20 protein-coding genes are annotated in these 17,284 nt (G+C 65.2%); 13 read left to right on the top strand and 7 right to left on the bottom strand.

The genetic code is table 11. From position 1 onward, the window contains the following. Positions 1 to 49: 49 nt before the first annotated feature. From rpsM to C7450_RS16290, 6 genes are all read left to right on the top strand, one after another. Complete coding sequence (gene rpsM, locus C7450_RS16315; RefSeq protein WP_110375493.1) at positions 50 to 418, top strand: 30S ribosomal protein S13; 369 nt, start codon at positions 50 to 52, stop codon at positions 416 to 418. A 153-nt stretch (positions 419 to 571) separates the two neighbouring features. Beyond that, the gene (rpsK, locus tag C7450_RS16310) at positions 572 to 961 is read left to right on the top strand and encodes a 30S ribosomal protein S11 (protein ID WP_110375492.1); all 390 of its coding nucleotides are present in this window, start codon (positions 572 to 574) and stop codon (positions 959 to 961) included. A gap of 234 nt (positions 962 to 1,195) precedes the next feature. Further along, the gene (locus C7450_RS16305) at positions 1,196 to 2,212 is read left to right on the top strand and encodes a DNA-directed RNA polymerase subunit alpha (RefSeq protein WP_110375491.1); all 1,017 of its coding nucleotides are present in this window, start codon (positions 1,196 to 1,198) and stop codon (positions 2,210 to 2,212) included. 126 nt (positions 2,213 to 2,338) lie between these two features. After that, positions 2,339 to 2,761 (top strand): 50S ribosomal protein L17, encoded by a 423-nt coding sequence (gene rplQ / locus C7450_RS16300; RefSeq protein WP_110375490.1) that lies wholly within the window; start codon positions 2,339 to 2,341, stop codon positions 2,759 to 2,761. Positions 2,762 to 2,909: 148 nt separating this feature from the next. Further along, positions 2,910 to 4,319 (top strand): Do family serine endopeptidase, encoded by a 1,410-nt coding sequence (locus C7450_RS16295; protein ID WP_110375489.1) that lies wholly within the window; start codon positions 2,910 to 2,912, stop codon positions 4,317 to 4,319. A 79-nt stretch (positions 4,320 to 4,398) separates the two neighbouring features. After that, a complete protein-coding gene (locus tag C7450_RS16290; RefSeq protein WP_110375488.1) occupies positions 4,399 to 5,709 on the top strand; it encodes a replication-associated recombination protein A in 1,311 nt (436 codons plus the stop codon). Between the two features lie 343 nt (positions 5,710 to 6,052). Here C7450_RS16290 and C7450_RS33570 read toward each other — a convergent pair whose 3' ends face one another. Further along, positions 6,053 to 6,418, bottom strand: a complete 366-nt coding sequence (locus C7450_RS33570) for a hypothetical protein (protein WP_146227357.1) — start codon at positions 6,416 to 6,418, stop codon at positions 6,053 to 6,055. 113 nt (positions 6,419 to 6,531) lie between these two features. On the opposite strand from C7450_RS33570, the gene crcB reads away from it, so the two are divergent. From crcB to C7450_RS16265, 4 genes are all read left to right on the top strand, one after another. Continuing rightward, a complete protein-coding gene (crcB, locus tag C7450_RS16280; protein WP_110375486.1) occupies positions 6,532 to 6,915 on the top strand; it encodes a fluoride efflux transporter CrcB in 384 nt (127 codons plus the stop codon). 79 nt (positions 6,916 to 6,994) lie between these two features. Beyond that, a complete protein-coding gene (locus C7450_RS16275; RefSeq protein WP_110375597.1) occupies positions 6,995 to 8,401 on the top strand; it encodes an RluA family pseudouridine synthase in 1,407 nt (468 codons plus the stop codon). Positions 8,402 to 8,526: 125 nt separating this feature from the next. After that, entirely contained in the window at positions 8,527 to 8,907 is a 381-nt protein-coding gene (gene copM / locus C7450_RS16270; protein WP_110375485.1) for a CopM family metallochaperone, read from the top strand. A 61-nt stretch (positions 8,908 to 8,968) separates the two neighbouring features. Continuing rightward, positions 8,969 to 9,697 carry an ATP12 family chaperone protein gene (locus tag C7450_RS16265; protein WP_110375484.1) on the top strand — a complete coding sequence of 243 codons (729 nt, stop codon included), beginning with the start codon at positions 8,969 to 8,971 and terminating at the stop codon, positions 9,695 to 9,697. Between the two features lie 209 nt (positions 9,698 to 9,906). Here C7450_RS16265 and C7450_RS16260 read toward each other — a convergent pair whose 3' ends face one another. After that, positions 9,907 to 10,875, bottom strand: coding sequence for a glycosyltransferase family 8 protein (locus tag C7450_RS16260; protein WP_110375483.1), 969 nt, complete (start codon positions 10,873 to 10,875; stop codon positions 9,907 to 9,909). Beyond that, a complete protein-coding gene (locus tag C7450_RS16255) occupies positions 10,875 to 12,050 on the bottom strand; it encodes a dipeptidase (protein ID WP_110375482.1) in 1,176 nt (391 codons plus the stop codon). Before C7450_RS16255 ends, C7450_RS16260 begins: the two co-directional genes overlap by 1 nt. A gap of 293 nt (positions 12,051 to 12,343) precedes the next feature. Here C7450_RS16255 and C7450_RS16250 point away from each other — a divergent pair, with 293 nt between their 5' ends. Further along, complete coding sequence (locus C7450_RS16250; protein WP_110375481.1) at positions 12,344 to 12,805, top strand: hypothetical protein; 462 nt, start codon at positions 12,344 to 12,346, stop codon at positions 12,803 to 12,805. A 6-nt stretch (positions 12,806 to 12,811) separates the two neighbouring features. On the opposite strand, the gene C7450_RS16245 is transcribed toward C7450_RS16250, so the two are convergent. Then, on the bottom strand, positions 12,812 to 13,564 hold the full coding sequence (locus tag C7450_RS16245) for a class I SAM-dependent methyltransferase (RefSeq protein ID WP_170147268.1): 753 nt from the start codon (positions 13,562 to 13,564) through the stop codon (positions 12,812 to 12,814). A gap of 231 nt (positions 13,565 to 13,795) precedes the next feature. Here C7450_RS16245 and C7450_RS16240 point away from each other — a divergent pair, with 231 nt between their 5' ends. Further along, on the top strand, positions 13,796 to 14,527 hold the full coding sequence (locus C7450_RS16240) for a DUF599 domain-containing protein (protein ID WP_245449803.1): 732 nt from the start codon (positions 13,796 to 13,798) through the stop codon (positions 14,525 to 14,527). 7 nt (positions 14,528 to 14,534) lie between these two features. Continuing rightward, a complete protein-coding gene (locus tag C7450_RS16235) occupies positions 14,535 to 14,813 on the top strand; it encodes a DUF3253 domain-containing protein (protein WP_110375479.1) in 279 nt (92 codons plus the stop codon). Here C7450_RS16235 and C7450_RS16230 read toward each other — a convergent pair. From C7450_RS16230 to C7450_RS16220, 3 genes are all read right to left on the bottom strand, one after another. Further along, positions 14,773 to 15,630, bottom strand: coding sequence for a YdcF family protein (locus C7450_RS16230; protein WP_110375595.1), 858 nt, complete (start codon positions 15,628 to 15,630; stop codon positions 14,773 to 14,775). The genes C7450_RS16235 and C7450_RS16230 overlap by 41 nt on opposite strands. A 138-nt stretch (positions 15,631 to 15,768) precedes the next feature. After that, positions 15,769 to 16,299, bottom strand: coding sequence for a lysozyme inhibitor LprI family protein (locus C7450_RS16225; protein WP_170147267.1), 531 nt, complete (start codon positions 16,297 to 16,299; stop codon positions 15,769 to 15,771). A 130-nt stretch (positions 16,300 to 16,429) separates the two neighbouring features. Further along, entirely contained in the window at positions 16,430 to 17,275 is an 846-nt protein-coding gene (locus C7450_RS16220; protein ID WP_110375477.1) for an aldo/keto reductase, read from the bottom strand. Between the last annotated feature and the right edge of the window lie 9 nt (positions 17,276 to 17,284).

The raw sequence follows: 17,284 nt of genomic DNA, 5'->3' as shown, positions 1-17,284 counted from the left end.
AACCGCATGAAGCTTCGGCTTCGATGGTAAGGGTTGAGGAGACTGGAACGTGGCCCGTATCGCAGGCGTCAACATTCCGACGAACAAGCGCGTGGTGATCGCGCTGCAGTACATTCATGGCATCGGCGCCAAGAAGGCGCAGGAGATCAGCGAGAAGGTCGGTATCCCGGCGGATCGTCGCGTGAACCAGCTGACTGACCAGGAAGTGCTGCAGATCCGCGAGACGATCGACCGGGATTATCTGGTCGAGGGCGATCTTCGTCGTGATGTGTCGATGAACATCAAGCGGCTGATGGACCTCGGTTGCTACCGCGGCCTGCGTCATCGTCGCAGTCTTCCCGTTCGCGGTCAGCGCACGCATACCAATGCGCGGACCCGCAAGGGCAAGGCTAAGCCGATCGCCGGCAAGAAGAAGTAATCGGTTGCGGGCGCCGCTCGTGGATTGATGGGATCGTTTGGCCCCAGACCCTGATGGTGTCTGGGGTGGTTGTTATGGTTGCCGGACGTTCCGGCAGTTTATCCCGAGCGCCTGGGATCACGGGCGCGCTTGAAGGATTGGATAGAAGAGACAATGGCAAGAGAAGTCGCCCGCGTCCGCCGTCGCGAACGCAAGAACATCGTGTCGGGGGTCGCTCACGTGATCGCCTCGTTCAACAACACGATGATCACCATCACCGATGCGCAGGGCAATACCATTTCCTGGTCGTCCGCCGGTTCGATGGGCTTCAAGGGGTCGCGCAAGTCCACCCCTTATGCAGCGCAGGTCGCGGCGGAAGATGCGGCGCGCAAGGCGTCAGAGCATGGCATGCGGATGCTCGAGGTCGAGGTGTCCGGCCCCGGTTCGGGTCGCGAGTCGGCCCTGCGTGCGCTTCAGTCGGTCGGCTTCACGGTCACGTCGATCCGCGACGTCACGCCGATCCCGCATAACGGTTGCCGTCCGCGCAAGCGTCGTCGCGTCTGACGCGGTCGCAGGCATTTCGCTTTCGGTCGAGCCGGGCGTCACATCGGGCGGATCCGGCTCTCGTTGGCATTGATATGCCCTCGATCTGTAAATTCATGCGGTCTCGCAAGGCAGTCAACAGCTGTCTATTTGCGGTACCGCCAAGGCAGTGCAAACTGCCGGAAACGTTGGCTTTGATCAGACGGAGCGATTGGATGGCGCCGTTTGATCTTTGGACTGGCATGAGGTGCGGTCGTGATCCAGAAGAATTGGCAAGAACTGATCAAGCCGGGCAAGCTTGACGTCACCCCCGGAGACGATCCGAAGCGGATTGCAACCGTGGTCGCCGAGCCGCTGGAGCGCGGGTTCGGTCTCACTCTCGGTAACGCCTTGCGCCGGGTTCTGTTGTCGTCGCTGCAGGGCGGGGCCGTCACGGCCGTCCACATCGACGGCGTGCTGCATGAGTTTTCGTCGATCGCGGGCGTCCGCGAGGACGTGACGGACATCGTCCTCAACATCAAGATGATCTCCATCAAGATGCAGGGCGAAGGGCCGAAGCGCATGGCGCTGCGCAAGCAGGGGCCCGGGCCGGTCTTCGCGGGCGATATCGCGACCGTCGGCGACGTGCAGATCCTCAATCCGGAACTCGTCCTGTGCACGCTCGACGACGGTGCCGAGATCCGCATGGAATTCACGGTCAACACCGGCAAGGGCTATGTTCCTTCCGAGCGCAACCGTCCCGAGGATGCGCCGATCGGCCTCATCGCCGTCGACGCGCTCTACAGCCCCGTCAAGAAGGTCTCCTACCGGGTCGAGAATACCCGCGAGGGTCAGATCCTCGACTATGACAAGCTGACCATGACGGTCGAGACGAACGGGTCGGTGTCGGCCGAGGACGCGGTTGCCTATGCCGCCCGCATCCTTCAGGACCAACTGGCGGTCTTCGTCAATTTCGAGGAACCGCGCCGCGAGGAGACATCGATCTCCACGCCGCAGCTTCCTTTCAACCCGGCTCTCCTGAAGAAGGTGGACGAGCTCGAATTGTCGGTGCGTTCGGCCAACTGCCTGAAGAACGACAACATCGTCTATATCGGCGACCTGATCCAGAAGACGGAAGCCGAAATGCTGCGGACGCCGAACTTCGGGCGGAAGTCCTTGAACGAGATCAAGGAAGTTCTCGCCTCCATGGGCCTGCACCTCGGCATGGAAGTGACCGGCTGGCCGCCGGACAATATCGAAGAGCTCGCCAAGCGTTTCGAAGAGCATTACTGATCACAACGGAGCCGGCCTCGGGCCGGCTCCTCCGTTAGCACGCTGCCGGAGCCCTGATCTGGGCTCGCGGGTATCAGCAGCGGCCGTTCCGTGGCACGGCGGTCGTACAATCAAGGAGACAGCCAGATGCATCACGGTTTTGCCCATCGCCGGTTCAATCGCTCGGCCGAACACCGCAAGGCGATGTTCGCCAATATGTCTGCCGCGCTGATCAAGCACGAGCAGATTGTCACGACGCTGCCGAAGGCCAAGGATCTGCGTCCGGTGGTCGAGAAGCTGGTCACGCTCGGCAAGCGCGGCGATCTGCATGCGCGCCGCCAGGCGATCGCCCAGGTCCGCGACGTGGCCCTCGTGAAGAAGCTGTTCGATGTGCTTGGCCCGCGCTACAAGGAGCGCAACGGGGGTTACACCCGCGTTCTCAAGGCCGGTTTCCGCTTTGGCGACGGCGCCCCGATGGCGGTGATCGAATTCGTCGATCGCGACGTCGATGCGAAGGGTCTGGATTCCGGCCCGGTGCAGAACCAGGACGGTGCCGATACCGAGGCCTGAGCGGCGCCAGTCGCGCAGCAGCAGAACGATCGTGAGGGCGGCTTCGGGCCGCCCTTTTGCTTTTGGAGGCTCGCGCGTGAGGCCGCGCTGCCGCGCTTTGCGCGCAATCGCGGAGCAGCTTATAGCTCTGGCACGACAACAGGATTATATGCCGATGCTTCGTACTTTCGCTTGTGCTTCCGTGCTCGCCCTGCTGCTGGCGCCCCTGCCGGCGTTGGCCCAGCAACGGGCGGTGCCGGACAACCGCGCCCAGGTGCAGTTTTCGCTGGCGCCGGTGGTCAAGCAGGTGACCCCGGCCGTCGTGAATGTCTATGGCACGCGTGTCGAGAAGCGGCCGCAGAACCCTTTCTTTGACGACCCGTTCTTTCGCCGTTTCTTCGGGGACGGCGGCTTTGGCGTACCGCAGGACAGGGTCCAACGGTCGTTGGGCTCCGGCGTGATCGTCGAGCCGTCGGGTCTCGTCATCACCAACAACCACGTCATCGAGAACATGACCGAGGTGAGGGTGGCGCTGGGGGACAAGCGCGAGTTCGAGGCGGACATCGTGCTGCGTGATCCGCGCAGCGACCTGGCAGTCCTGCGCATCAAGGGGAACGGCCCGTTTCCGACGGCGCCACTCGGCAGCGACGATACCATAGAGGTCGGGGATTTCGTCATCGCTATCGGCAACCCCTTCGGGGTCGGCCAGACGGTGACGCAAGGCATCGTCTCCGCCCTGGCGCGCACGCAGGTGGGGATCAGCGACTTCCAGTCGTTCATCCAGACCGATGCGGCTATCAACCCGGGCAATTCGGGCGGCCCGCTGGTCGATGCGTCTGGGCATGTGATCGGCATCAACACCGCGATCTTCTCGCGTTCGGGCGGCAGCATGGGGATCGGTTTCGCCGTGCCCGCGGCCATGGTGCGCACCGTCCTTGCTTCGGCGAAGGAGGGCGGTAAATCCGTGCGGCGGCCCTGGTTCGGCGCGCGGCTGCAGGTTGTTTCCGCTGATATCGCGGAGAGCATGGGGATGGAGCGGCCAACGGGCGCACTGGTTGTGTCGACCTTGCCCGGCAGTCCGGCGGGCGCCGCCGGCCTGAAATCGGGCGATGTGATCGTCGCCGTCGATGGACGGGCGATCGAGGATCCTGACAGCTTCGGCTACCGCTTTGCCACGCGGCCCCTCGGCGGCCGGGTGGCTGTCACCATCCTGCGCGGTGGCAAGCGCGCGGATATCCCGGTCGAGCTCGCGGCGGCTCCGGAGAGGCCCGCCCGCGAGGCGCTGACGGTTGCCAGCAATTCGCCGCTGCGCGGTGCGACGATCGTCAACCTGTCGCCGGCGGTTGCCGAGGAGCTGTCGCTGCAGGGGCTCAGCAAGGGCGTCGCCGTCCAGGAACTCGATCAGGGCTCGACCGCGGAACGGCTCGGCTTCCAGACGGGCGATGTGGTCCTGGCGGTGAATGGCAGCGAGGTCGAGACCACGAAGGACCTTGACAGAGTGATGCGCAGCCGTGCGAGCTACTGGCAAGTTACCATCAACCGCAAGGGGCAGGTGTTCACCACCATGTTCGGTGGGTGAGCCCGATCGCTCCGGCGGCGGTGCTGTGAGAACTGGGGAACAGATCCATGTCTGATCTCATTGATGTCTGATCTTAGCGATGGCTGATCTCTTCCAATCGGCGGGTCTCGACCGTGGCGCGCCGCGTCCGCTGGCGGATCGCCTGCGTCCGCAGCGCCTGAGCGAGGTCGTGGGCCAGGACCACTTGGTCGGGCCGGAAGGCGCGCTCACGCGCCTTCTGCGATCGGGCTCGATCGGCAGCCTCATCTTCTGGGGGCCTCCGGGGACGGGCAAGACGACGGTCGCGCGGCTCCTCGCCCATGAGACCGACCTCGTGTTCGAGCCCATGTCGGCGATCTTCTCCGGCGTCGGCGACCTGAAGAAGACCTTCGATGTGGCGCGTGGCCGCCGCGCGGTCGGACAGAGCACGTTGCTTTTCGTCGACGAGATCCACCGCTTCAACCGGGCCCAGCTCGATGCCTTTCTGCCGGTCATGGAGGATGGCACGATCACGCTCGTCGGCGCGACGACGGAGAACCCGTCGTTCGAGCTGAATGCGGCGCTCCTGTCGCGCGCGCGGGTGATGACCTTCCGTGCGCTCGATGAGAATGCGATTCAGGGTTTGCTCGCAAGGGCCGAGGACATCGAAGGAAAACCGCTTCCGCTCGACGAGGGTGCAAGGCTCGCGCTCATCCATATGGCCGATGGCGATGGCCGGGCGTCGCTGACGCTGGCGGAGGAAATCTGGCGGGCGGCCGGCGCGGGTGAGATCTTCACGGCGGCGGCGCTGCAGGAGGTGGTGCAGCGCCGCGCGCCGATCTATGACAAGGCGCAGGAGGGGCACTACAACCTCATCTCCGCGCTCCACAAGACCATCAGGGGCTCGGACCCCGATGCCGCCCTCTATTATCTCGCGCGCATGCTCGACGCGGGCGAGGACCCGCTGTTCCTCGCCCGTCGGCTGGTGCGTATGGCCGTGGAGGATATCGGCCTTGCCGATCCGCAGGCGCTCGTCGTCGCCAATGCGGCGAAGGATGCCTATGATTTTCTCGGCTCGCCGGAGGGGGAACTCGCGCTGGCGCAGACGGTGATCTATCTCGCGACCGCACCGAAATCGAATGCGGCCTATAAGGCCTTCAGCGCCGCCAAGGCGGTGGCGAAGCAGGGCGGCTCGCTGATGCCGCCCAAGGTCATTCTCAATGCGCCGACCCGCTTCATGAAGGGGGAGGGCTATGGCGCGGGCTATGCCTACGACCATGACGAGCCGGATGCCTTCTCAGGCCAGGATTATTGGCCTGAGGCCCTCGGCCGCCAGCATTTCTACGCGCCTGTCGAGCGGGGTTTCGAGCGGGAGATCCGCAAGCGGCTCGACTGGTGGGAGAAACTGCGCAGCGAGCGGCGCGGCGAATAGAGTTCAGTGTGCCTTTCGATCCGATCGGATCATGCGCTCGAGCATTTTCGCGTTTCTCCGAATCGCGAAAATGCTCCATGTCTTTGTTTTAGCGCATTTTCTTCACGCGAACCGGTGTCCACCTCGCTCGAAAATGCGCTAGGGCATGCTGACTTCATACGGAACCGTGGTGTCATTCCGGGGCGGGCCGAGAGGCCCGGGCCCGGAACCCATGAACACCATGGTCTACCAGAGAGGCACAGTCCGATGCGTCTTTTCTCGGGCCGCGTGTTCATGGATCCCGGGCTCGTTGCTGCGCAACGCCCCGGGATGACCGTGGGATTCCATCCAAATACAGCATGCTCTAGCAGCCCTGTGCGCTCATCAAGCCCTGTAACACTTGGTTTCTGGCTTGCAGTGCGTCGATTTCGGCCTTCTCGTAGCTCTTCAGATCCATGAAGAACAGCGAGGGCGCAAAGAGCAAGGCCCCTGCGGCACCGACGATTGCATTCTTGCCGTTGTTGAGCGCTCTTTCGCCGCCCTTGGAGGCCATCTGCGTGGCATTGGCCTGATACTCCGACATGAGAGCGGGGCAGGAGGCTCTCGAATCCCCGGGTTGCGCCGCAGCCACAGGGTGGGCTTCGCGTCCGCCACAGCCGGCAAGCGCAATCGATGTTACGATAATCAAAGGGAACTTCATAAAAGCAGTCCTTAAAAAATACTGCTCCATGGATCACCACGATGATCTCATTGCGACGCATCAAGCGTGGGAAGGCTTGCGTTCGGTGCCCGGATTGTGCGCTTGCTAAAGGAGGGCGCGTGCTGTGATGAGACGGGGCTTTGATGCAAGCATTGTTGCTAATCTTTCTGGGAGCCGGTCTCGGGGGCTGTCTCCGCTATGGCGTCACCATCGGTGTCGGGCGCTTCCTCGCGACCCCCTTTCCCTGGGGGATCCTGATCGTCAATGTGACAGGATCGCTCGTGATGGGGCTTGTCGCCGGGTGGCTGGCCTTTAAATCGGAACCGGGATGGGCGCAGCCGGTGCGTTTGTTCGTGGCAACCGGCGTGCTGGGCGGCTATACGACGTTCTCGACCTTCTCCCTCGATGCGGTCCTGCTGTGGGAGCGGGGCGAGTGGATCCCGGCCCTGGGCTATGTCCTGGGCTCTGTTGTCATTTCGATTCTGGCGCTCGCTGCGGGGCTTGCCATCGTCAGGAACCTTGCGTGAGAACTTTTTTATGACTGAGACCAAAGGCAGGTCGCCGCGCGGCCGCAGCGGCGGCGCGCGCACCAAGGGCGGCGATCGCATGAAGAGCGGTGATCTCCGTTCCAGAAGCGCATCGGCTGCGAAGACCGGGACTGCGCCGCGGCCCTCCGCCGCGAAGGCGCGTCCCGCGCGGCATGAAGGCGAGAGCGCGTTCGGGCGCGGTTATGACGATGGCCTGGAGAGCGCTCAACGGCGCGCCGAACGCCCGACGCCTTCGCGATCGCCAGCAACGGCACGGACGGAACGCGCATCGGACAGCCCACGGGGCGATAGCGGGGCGGGCAAGGCGCCGTCACGGCGTGCCAAACCGCCTTTGACCAAGCCGCCTTCCGCCAAATCGTCTCCTGCCAAATCGTCTCCCGCCAAGTCGCCTTCCGCCAAGTCGTCTCCTGCTGCCGCTCCGGTATCGCAAAAGCAGAAGCAGAAGGCCGCGGCGACCGAGACCCTGGCGACAGGCGTGCAGACGCTCGTCGTGACGCCGGACGAGGCGGATATGCGGGTCGACCGCTTCCTGGTGGCGCGGTTCCCGCAGCTCGCTTTCACCCATATCCAGCGTATCGTGCGCAAGGGCGAGCTGCGCATCGACGGCAAGCGCGCCAAGCCCAACGAGCGGCTGGCGTCCGGCCAGTCCGTCCGCATCCCGCCGCTCAAGCTCGAGGAACGGCGGGCGCCCGTGCGCGCGGCCGGCCGGGACCAGGAGGACGCGGAGTTCCTGAAGTCCATCACGCTCTATGAGGACAGCGACGTGATGGTCCTCAACAAGCCGATGGGCCTCGCGGTCCAGGGGGGCTCGGGCACCACCCGCCACGTCGATGGCCTGCTGGAGGCCCTGCGTGATGCCGATGGCCAGAAGCCGCGCCTCGTTCATCGTCTCGACAAGGACACGGCGGGCTGCCTCGTCATCGCCAAGACGCGGCTGGCGGCGGCGACCCTCGCCAAGACCTTCCGGTCGCGCTCCGCCCGGAAGATCTATTGGGCGCTGGTGGCCGGCGTGCCGCGCGTGAAACAGGGCCGCATTTCCACCTATCTGGCGAAGGAAGAGGCGCTCGACGGCGATGCCCGCATGCGCGTCGCGCGGCACGGAGACGACGGCGCCAGCCACGCTGTGACCTACTATGCGCTCGTCGATACGATGGCGCAGAAGCTCGCCTGGCTCTCGCTGAAACCGGTCACCGGGCGCACGCACCAGCTGCGCGCGCATACCGCCCATATCGGCCACCCGATCGTCGGGGATCCCAAATATTTCGATATCGAGAATTGGGAACTGCCGGGCGGCATCCAGAAGAAGCTGCATCTCCTGGCGCGCCGCATCGTCATCCCGCATCCGCGCACCGGCAAGCCCATCGACGTTACGGCCCCCCTGCCGCCGCATATGCAGCAGACGTGGAATCTGCTCGGCTTCGACACGAGCCTTTATGACCCGATCGTCGAGGCGCCGGAGGAGTGACAGCCACGGCTGTGATCGCCGCTCCCCGCCGCTCATGCCGCTTGACCTTCCCACAGGGAAGGCTGTGATTTGACCGGGACTTTCGGCGACGTCCACCGGGCGTTCCAGAGTTCAGGGAGCCACGGATGTTCTTAAAAACGTATATCTTTGCGGCCGCCGGTCTGGCTGCTCTCACGATCCAGCCCGCGCTCGCGCAGCAGGCCAGCCCTCATGCCGGTCATGGGGCCGCTGCGCAGACGGCGCCGGCTGCATCGCCGTCCACGAAGGCCTATGAGGCGGCCAATGCCGCCATGCATGCGGGGATGGCCATCCCTTACACCGGCAATGCGGACGTCGATTTCGTCCGGCAGATGATCCCCCATCACGAAGGCGCCGTGGCCATGGCGAAGGTCGTGCTGGCGCACGGCAAAGATCCGGAGATCCGCAAGCTTGCCGAGGAGATCATCGCGGCGCAGGACAAGGAAATCGCCTTCATGCGCGGGTGGCTCGCCAGACATGGTCAATGACGGGCAAGGCAGGTAAAGAGAAGCCTTGCCCGCCCACGCCAGCAAGGGACACCGATCCGGCATGCCGTCTGAATCGCCTACCCCCAGCCTTCCGAAGCGCTTCTACACCTTGGCCGGCGTGGAGACGCGCCCGGACGGTTTTGCGCTGGTGCTCGACGGGCGGGGCGCGCGGACGCCGGGACGCAGGCCTCTCGTGCTGCCGACGCAGGCTTTGGCCGAGGCCGTCGCCGCGGAATGGGAGGCGCAGGAGGGCGTCATCGATCCGCGCCGGATGCCCCTGACCCGGCTCGCCAATTCGGCCATCGACGGGGTGGCTGATAGCGGCGAGGCGGTCGCCGCCGAGGTCATCCGCTATGCCGGCTCCGATCTCCTTTGCTATCGCGCCGCCCATCCTGAGAAGCTCGTTACGCGCCAGGCGGCGTTGTGGGACCCGGTGCTTGCCTGGGCCCGGGAGGAGCTTGGGGCGCGCTTCATCCTCGCCGAGGGCGTGATGCATGTCACGCAGCCGGATGCTGCCCTTGAGGCCGTGGCGGCGCGCGTTGAGCGCTATTCCGCGCCCTTTTCCCTCGCCGCGCTGAATGTGATGACGACGCTTACGGGCTCGGTGCTGCTGGCGCTGGCCGTCGCCGAGGGCCATCTCTCGCCGGCCGAAGCCTGGGCAGCGGCCCATGTCGATGAGGATTTCCAGATCGACGCCTGGGGCGAGGATGAAGAAGCCAGCGCCCGCCGTGCGGCGCGCTGGCAGGACTTTGCCGCCGCTGCCCGCCTGTTCGCATTGTCGCGGGCGTGATCACGGCCAGCCCGGCGGCGTCGGTTTCCCACGGAACCTCCGTCGTCATTCCGGGGCGGGCCGGGAGGCCCGAGCCCGGAACCTATGAACACGACGGCCAATCAATAAAGCGCTGGCCCGATGTGTCTTCTTGCCCACTGTGGTGTTCATGGGTTCCGGGCTCCTTGCTAACGCAAGGCCCCGGAATGACCGCTTAATCCCTGTTGCCGCTAAGGCCAGCCCGCGGCCGTGTCGGCGAAGGCCTGGGCTCTGAGATAGGCCAGAAGCCTTTCGCGAAAGGCCGTGAAGGCCGGCGTGAGCGGCGCAGGCTCCCGCAAGGCATGGGGCGAGGGCAGGGCGTCGGCCGCCCAGGGCGTATCGGCCAGCCAATCCCGGTAGATCTGCGCGAAGCGATCCTCGCCGGCCCAATCCCGAAAATGCCAGGGCTTCGGATGATTGACGAAATGCATCACGATCGGCGCGATCCGGGTTTCCAGATCGAGCAACTGGAAGTCCCCCATGAAGTTGTAGCGCGGCGAGAGCGGGAGCCAGTTGTTATGCAGCACCGCATTGAGGGCGCTCTGGTCGTGGAACAGGCAGCGGGCCGGCGCAGCCGCGAGAAAGGCGAGCGCCCTCTCGGTCACGGCCTGCTCGCGCCACAGGTCCCGGTCGATGACGAGCAGGCCGGAGTTGAAGTAAGGCTGGGCGAGCGGCAGGCCGAGGCCGGCGCGATAGGCGCGGAATTCCGCCGTCAGCGGGCCCTCCTCGAAGTCCTTCAAGAAGATCATGTCGATGGCCGCCGCAACGGGGCGCCCGGCGAGTTCCAGGCCGAGCAGGCGTGACAGGCCGGGACGCACGACTACCACGTCGGAATCGAGGTAGACGATGCGCCGGTAGCGCTCCGCCAGCAGCGCCGGCAGGAACAGGCGTCGATAGGCGGCCTGGGTGACGTGCCGGCCCAGCGGCAGGGCGGCGATCTCGGACGACCTTTCCCAGGGCAGCAGGGTGATGCGCGCGCGCATATCCGCCGGCAGGGCATCATAGCCGGGCGCCACGTCAGACCCGTCGCAGAGGATGACGATATCGGCCGGGATATCCGGTTCCTGCGCAAGGATGGAGCGCGCCGCGACGATCGCCGCCTTGAAATAGCGCGCGTCCGGCGTGAGGCAGATGGCGGCGCGGTATTCGCGGTGCGGCATCAGGCGGTATAGTCGCTGGTCTGGCCGAGGGCCGGCGTCTCGGTCTTGCGCAGGCGGGCACCGGCGCGCTCCACGGCGCGGAAGACGCGCAGGAAATTGCCGCTGGCGAGCCCGGCGATGGCCTCATCGGACCAGCCGCGGCGGATCATCTCGGCGAGGAGATGCGGAAAGCGGCTGACGTCCTCCAGCCCCTCGGGCGTCGGGCCGCCGAAGAAATCCGAACCGATCCCGACATGCGCCGGGCCGACGCGGTTGGCGATGTACTCGATATGATCGGCGAGCTGCGCCAGCGTCGCGCGGGGCTGCGGTCCCGCCTCGCGGCTGCGCGCGCGCATGGCGGCCATCACGTCGACCCCCGCGGCATTCTTGCCATAGGCGTCCTTGAAGGGCCGCGTCCAGTCGCGCGACGCCTGATTGATGAAATCCGGCACGAAGGTCGCCATGACCAGCCCCCGGTTCGCCTTCACCCGGTCGAGCACGTCATCCGGCACGTTGCGGGGATGGTCGCACAAGGCGCGTGCATTGGAATGGGAGAAGACGATGGGGGCCCGCGAGATGTCGAGCACCTGGTGCATCACATCGGCCGAGACATGGGCGCAGTCGACGATCATGCCGAGCCGGTTGAGTTCCCGCACCACCGCCCGGCCGAAGGCGGTGAGGCCGCCATGGCGCGGCGCATCGGTGGCGGAATCCACCCAGTCGAGCGTCTCGTTGTGGCAGAGCGTCATCAGCCGCACGCCGGCAGCCTGCCATATGCGCAGGGGCGCGAGGCTGTTCTCCAGCCCGACGCCGCTCTCGACCGTCATGAAGGAGGCGATCTTGCCAAGCTTTTTGGCGCGGGGGATGTCGCTCGCGCGCGTCGCCGGCAGGAAGACATCCGGATAGAGCGCGTTCATGCGCCGGATGAGGTCGATCTGTTCCAGGGTGGTCCGCGCGGGATGCGGCACGGCGGTCGGCAGGAAGGCCGCCCAGAACTGCGCGCTGAGCCGTCCGGCCTTCAGGCGGGGGATGTCGGTATCCGTGTTCTGATGGACGCGGGTGAGGTCGTAGGCGGCGACGTCGCCGCGCGCCGAACGGTCGATCCGGATGACCCAGGGCAGGTCGTTGTGACCGTCAACAAGGGGCAATGTCTCCAGTAACCTTTGGGCCTTTTCGAGGGCCAAATCCTTGCTCATGGTCGCTCCCTGGACGCCTCACCAAGCGCAAATCGCATCTCGACTGGTTTAGCTAGGGTTCTGCTTAATGCGGGGTAAAGCAAGGGCCTCAGCCAATTTTCCCAATGAAAGCCAAGCTTTTCAACGCATGACCTTTAGCCGACAAGATTTGATCAACCACACCTGATCAGCATCGCTTAACCTGAAAATCCGGCAACCATTTCGCATTAACGGGTTGGCTAGGAGGGTTGCACGAAGGTTGACGCATCAAAGGCAATCAAGCGGCAAAAAATAAGGCCGCGGAGGCGTCGGTTATGATCAACAAGAAGCTCCGTGAATTCGTGGACAGGGCCCTCGATCACAACAGCATCTCGGACGAGGACGTGCAGCGGCTGCAGGCCGACATTCTCGCGGATGGCATCGCCACCCGTGCGGAAGCGGACGCGCTGATCGCCGTCGATCGCATCGTCAATCCCACCTCGCGGGCCTGGGGCGACGTGGTCATCGCCCTCATCGTGGACTATGTGGTGTGGGGCGAGCGCCCCAGCGGCATCGTGCGCGGCGAGGACGCCCATTGGCTCGTCGTTTCGCTCGGCGCCGGCGGCGGCCCGACCCCGGTGGCGCTGCGCCTCGCCCATGAGATCGTCCGCGAGGCGGCCCAGGTCGACGAGACGCTCTTGACCTTCATCCTGCGCAGCCAGCGCGGCATGCCCGAGACCGTCGTGGAAGAACTCGACCATTACCGCCGTCCCGCCCGCCGGACCGTGGCGGCGTGAACAGCGTCATTTCCTCACGAGCACATAGGCATAGGAGGTGAGTGCGCGGATATCGTTGCGCGCCGCCCGCGCGTTCAAGGCATCGTCGATCTGCCGGACAACCGGCAGGCGCAAGAAATAGCGGTGGCCCCAGAAGGGCTGGATATGGATGTCGCTGAACCCCGCGCGCTGGAGCATCGGCTTGAGCCGCCGTTCGCTGGAGAAGCACCAGTCATAGACGGCAGGGAATTTGGGGTCGTCGGTCGCCTCGCCCCGATTGGCATAGAACGCCTTGACGATGCCACCTGACAGCCACTCCGGCATGAGATGGTTGGCGACAAAGGGCAGGGCGTAGAGCGTCGGGAAGAAGGCGAGCGCCACGCCGCCGGGTGCCAGCAGCTGATGGACGTTCGTCCAGGCCCGCTCTACATCCCGCACATGCTCGAAGACCATCCGCGAGAACATCAGGTCATACTGAGCCGGCGCGATACCGGCCGCGGAGAGATCCCCCGCGATGTCGAAACAGGCCGTCCGAAAGGCTTTCGGCGCCTTTTCGAGTTCACGCGCGCTGATATCGTTGACCGTGTAGTCGATGCCGAGCGGCGCGATCTCCGCCGGCGTGAACAGAGGGTCCCGCCCGCCGCCGATCTCGCAGAACCGCCTCAGGCCGAGCTCGCGCGACAGGCTCGCAACCACGTCTTTGTAGTGGTCCCACGCCCAGTCGGAATGCCAATCGGGGCCAAGGGTCGCCATGGCGCTTGTCAGCGTGGCAGGCGTCATGGCGGGCATCCCGGCGGATGCTGTGCGCGAGTGATTCATCGTCTCCCCCGAGGTGAACGGCGCTTCAGCAATGTCCTAGCCGGATGTAAGGCCAAATTCAATCTTATGTTGTGTATTTGAGATTATGCAATTCATACAGATGCCAGCCGGCGCTGGCTCGATTTGTCCGGCGCGGCGCTTGCGGTTAAATCCCAATGTCGCGGGCAGCGAGTCGCAAGCAGGAGGCATCCCTTGACCCTGGCCGACTATGTGGGGCTCACATTCTTTGTCGTCGCGTGGCTCGGCTATCGCTTCATGGTCGAGGAGAGCCGCTTCGCGACCCGGGGCCTCAACAGCCGGATGCATCGCATGCGCCATCTCTGGATGCAGCAGATGCTGTCGCGCGACCTGCGCATGATCGACACGGCGATCATGGGGACCTTGCAGAACGGCGCGGCCTTCTTTGCCTCAAGCTCGATTATCGCGCTCGGCGGCGCGCTGGCGCTGCTGCGCTCCGGCGATGAAGCGCTCGCCTTCCTGGCCGACCTGCCGCTCAGCGTGCCGGTCTCGCGCACGGCCTGGGAGACGAAGGTCGTCGGCCTCGTCATCATCTTCGGCTACACGTTCTTCAAATTCGCCTGGTCGTATCGTCTGTTCAACTACGCGGCCATCCTCATGGGGGCGACGCCGATGGCCATCGACCGCGAGCGGCCGGAGGCGTTGCTCGCCGCGCGGCGCGCCGCCAACATGAGCATCGCCGCCGCCCGCCATTTCAATCGCGGGCAGCGCTCCATCTTCTTCGCGCTTGCCTATCTCGGCTGGTTCATCAATCCCTATGCGCTCATAGTGGCGACGTCAGGTGTTCTGGCGGTGATGTGGCGCCGGCAGTTCTCGTCGGAGGCACTCGCCGCGCTCGGGCCCGACGACGACCTGCGACCTGAAGGCGACATGGCTGCAAAAGACCTGCGTGCGAGAGATGAGTGATACGGCGATGAACGGGACCGCACGGATTTCAGACACCGAGCTCGAAAAGGCGATGCTCGACCTGGCCGCACGTTGCGCGCCCGGCAAGACCTTCGATCCGACCGATGTGGCCCGCGTCCTCGCCGGCGCGTCGCCGGATGCCTGGGGGCGCATCATGCCGCCGGTGCGGCGGATGGCCGTGCGGCTGGCGGAGGAGGGGCGCCTCGTGATCTACCGCAAGGGCAAGCCCGCCGACCCCGCCGCATTCAAGGGTGTCTATCGGCTGGGGCCGCCGCGGCTCGATTGAGCGCAGCGGGCGTCACGCCATTCGTCGGTGAGGGCAGGAGCGCATCCGTATAGCCGTTGAGGCGATAGGCGATCAGCCCCATGGCTTCGCGCACGGTGAGGTCGGTGAGGCGCAGGCCTTCGGAGACCATGCGGAAGGGCCTGATATCGTCCAGGCTGTCGTCGGCGCGGAAATCGACGGGATAGGGCTCCACATCGAAGCCGGCGGCGCGGAAGGTTCCCATGGCGCGCGGCATATGGAAGGCCGAGGTGACGAGCAGCCAGCGCTCGCCGGGCTGCGGCATCACAAGCTTGGCCGTGAAGATGGCGTTCTCGCGCGTGTTGCGGGACTGGCCCTCATAGATCATGCGGTCGTCCGCCAGCGAGGCGGACTGGAAGAGGCCGCGTGCCATCTCGGCTTCCGACACGGGGGCGCGCAGGAGAATGGCATCATGCCCCCCGGTAAAGACGACGCGCGCCTCCGGATGCTGGTGGGCAAGCGCCAGCGCCGCCGAGACGCGCGCGCCTGCATCGGTGAGGCGCATCTGCCCGCGCCGGTAATCGAGCGCGCCGCCGAGCACGATGATCCCATCGACTGGACGCGCCGATGCGGCCTCAGCCGTCATGGGCGGAAAGCGGCGCTCGAGTTCGCGGATCATCAGGCGCGGGATCGGACTGGAGCCGAAGACGAGAAAACCGAGCGCACCGAGCACGACAAGGATCCGGCCCGTCTTGAAGAACCGTGTGAAGAGGAGCAGGGCGCCAAAACAGACGATGGCCATCAGGAGGGTTGATGGCGCGGTCAGGAACCAGATGATCTTCGAGGCGTAGAAAAACATGCATCCGTCCGAATGAATGAACCAGCCATGCATTCAAAGAGGCAAAGCTTAACAGCGTCTCGTCAGTGGCCGACGGTCCACACCAGACAGGTCTCCGGCGCGATCACGATGATGCGGGTCGCGTCGGAGCTGGCGCGCTCAGCTGCGCTGCCGCTTCTTCTGGTGCTTGAGATAACGCTCGACCTCGATCGATCGGGCGGCGATCTCGCGCAGTTCGCAGCCCTTCTGCAGGGTCGCCGAGCGCTCCTGGGGGAGATCATCGCTGATGAAATCGCATTTCAGCGTGTAGTAGTTTTGCCAGGCGCGCTGCAATGTGGCGAAACGCCTGCGCGCGCTTGCGGGGATCGAGCGATTGACCTCCGCGATCGAAGCCTCCAGCCGCGTCTGCCAGACCATGCGTTCGCGCTCGGTGCACGAGGCCTCCTGCCGCGTGCCGCGCGGCATGGTCAGCTTCACGCAGACGACAGCGACGGAACCGATGCAGGCATAGGGCGAATCGGTGCTGCCGGCGAGACAGGACTCGATGACCTCCTTGTCGGACTGGGTTGCGACAACATTCGTCGTCAGCCCGAAGGGAGGCGGTTCCGCGCCCTCATCACCGGCGAAGGCGGCCGTGGCGAGGAGGCTCGCGACGGCGAAGGCGAATGTGGACTGCGCGAAGCACTTCATGGAACAGCCTATAACCTGAACAGGCGGCATTATCATGGCAAAGCTCATGGTCACGATCAACGGACCGCCGCGATCGACCAGGCGCTGTGTTCGACCTCGTCAGGCCGGCGATAATGCCTGCGCATTCAGACTATTTCGGGTCGTCCCACTGCGGGCCCCAGCTGGGATTGACCAGCCGGCCGTCGGGCCTTGCCAGCGCCGAGATTGCCGCCATGTCGTCGTCTTCGAGCGCAAAATCGAAGATGCGGCTGTTTTCCACGATGCGGTCGGGCGACTGCGACTTCGGGATCGCCACCACGTCCGGCTGCTGGATATGCCAGCGCAGGACGATCTGCGCGGGGGTGCGCTCCACGCGCTCCGCGATGGCGGCGATGACCGGGTCCGAGAGGATCTGCGTGCGGCCGAGCGGCGTATAGGAGGTGAAGGCGAGGCCGTGGCGCCGGCAGGCTGCCAGGACCGCGTCCTGATTGAGGCGGGGGTGATATTCGCACTGGTTGGCCGCCAGCGGCTCGGGGCTGTGATGGACGGCTTCCTCGAGGAGCGCCACCGGGAAATTGGAGACGCCGATATGCCGCGTCAGTCCCTCCCGCTTGGCGGCCGCAAGGGCGCGCATCGATTCCTTGAGGGGGATCGAGGGGTTCGGCCAATGGATGAGAAGCAGGTCGACGTGGTCGAGCTTCAACCGCTTGAGGCTCGATTCGGCGGCGCGCTCCAGGGCACCCGCGCCGATCTGTTCGGGAGGCACCTTCGTGGTGATGAAGATCCCGTCACGCTGCACGCCGGCGGAGCGGAGCCCCTCGCCGACGGCCTCCTCGTTGTCATAGGCGATGGCCGTGTCGATATGGCGATAGCCGTTCCTGAGCGCCGCCTCCACCGCGGCTGCGGCCTCGTCGTTGCGGGATTGCCAGGTGCCGAGCCCGAGGACGGGGATGTTGGCGCCGTTGGCGGGAACGGTGGGATAGGCGACGGTGGCCATGGCAGGACT

The organism is Chelatococcus asaccharovorans (assembly GCF_003201475.1).
Taxonomy (GTDB): domain Bacteria; phylum Pseudomonadota; class Alphaproteobacteria; order Rhizobiales; family Beijerinckiaceae; genus Chelatococcus; species Chelatococcus asaccharovorans.
The sequence above is the reverse complement of the archived record's forward strand: the minus strand, read 5'-3'. Positions and strand labels throughout refer to the sequence as shown.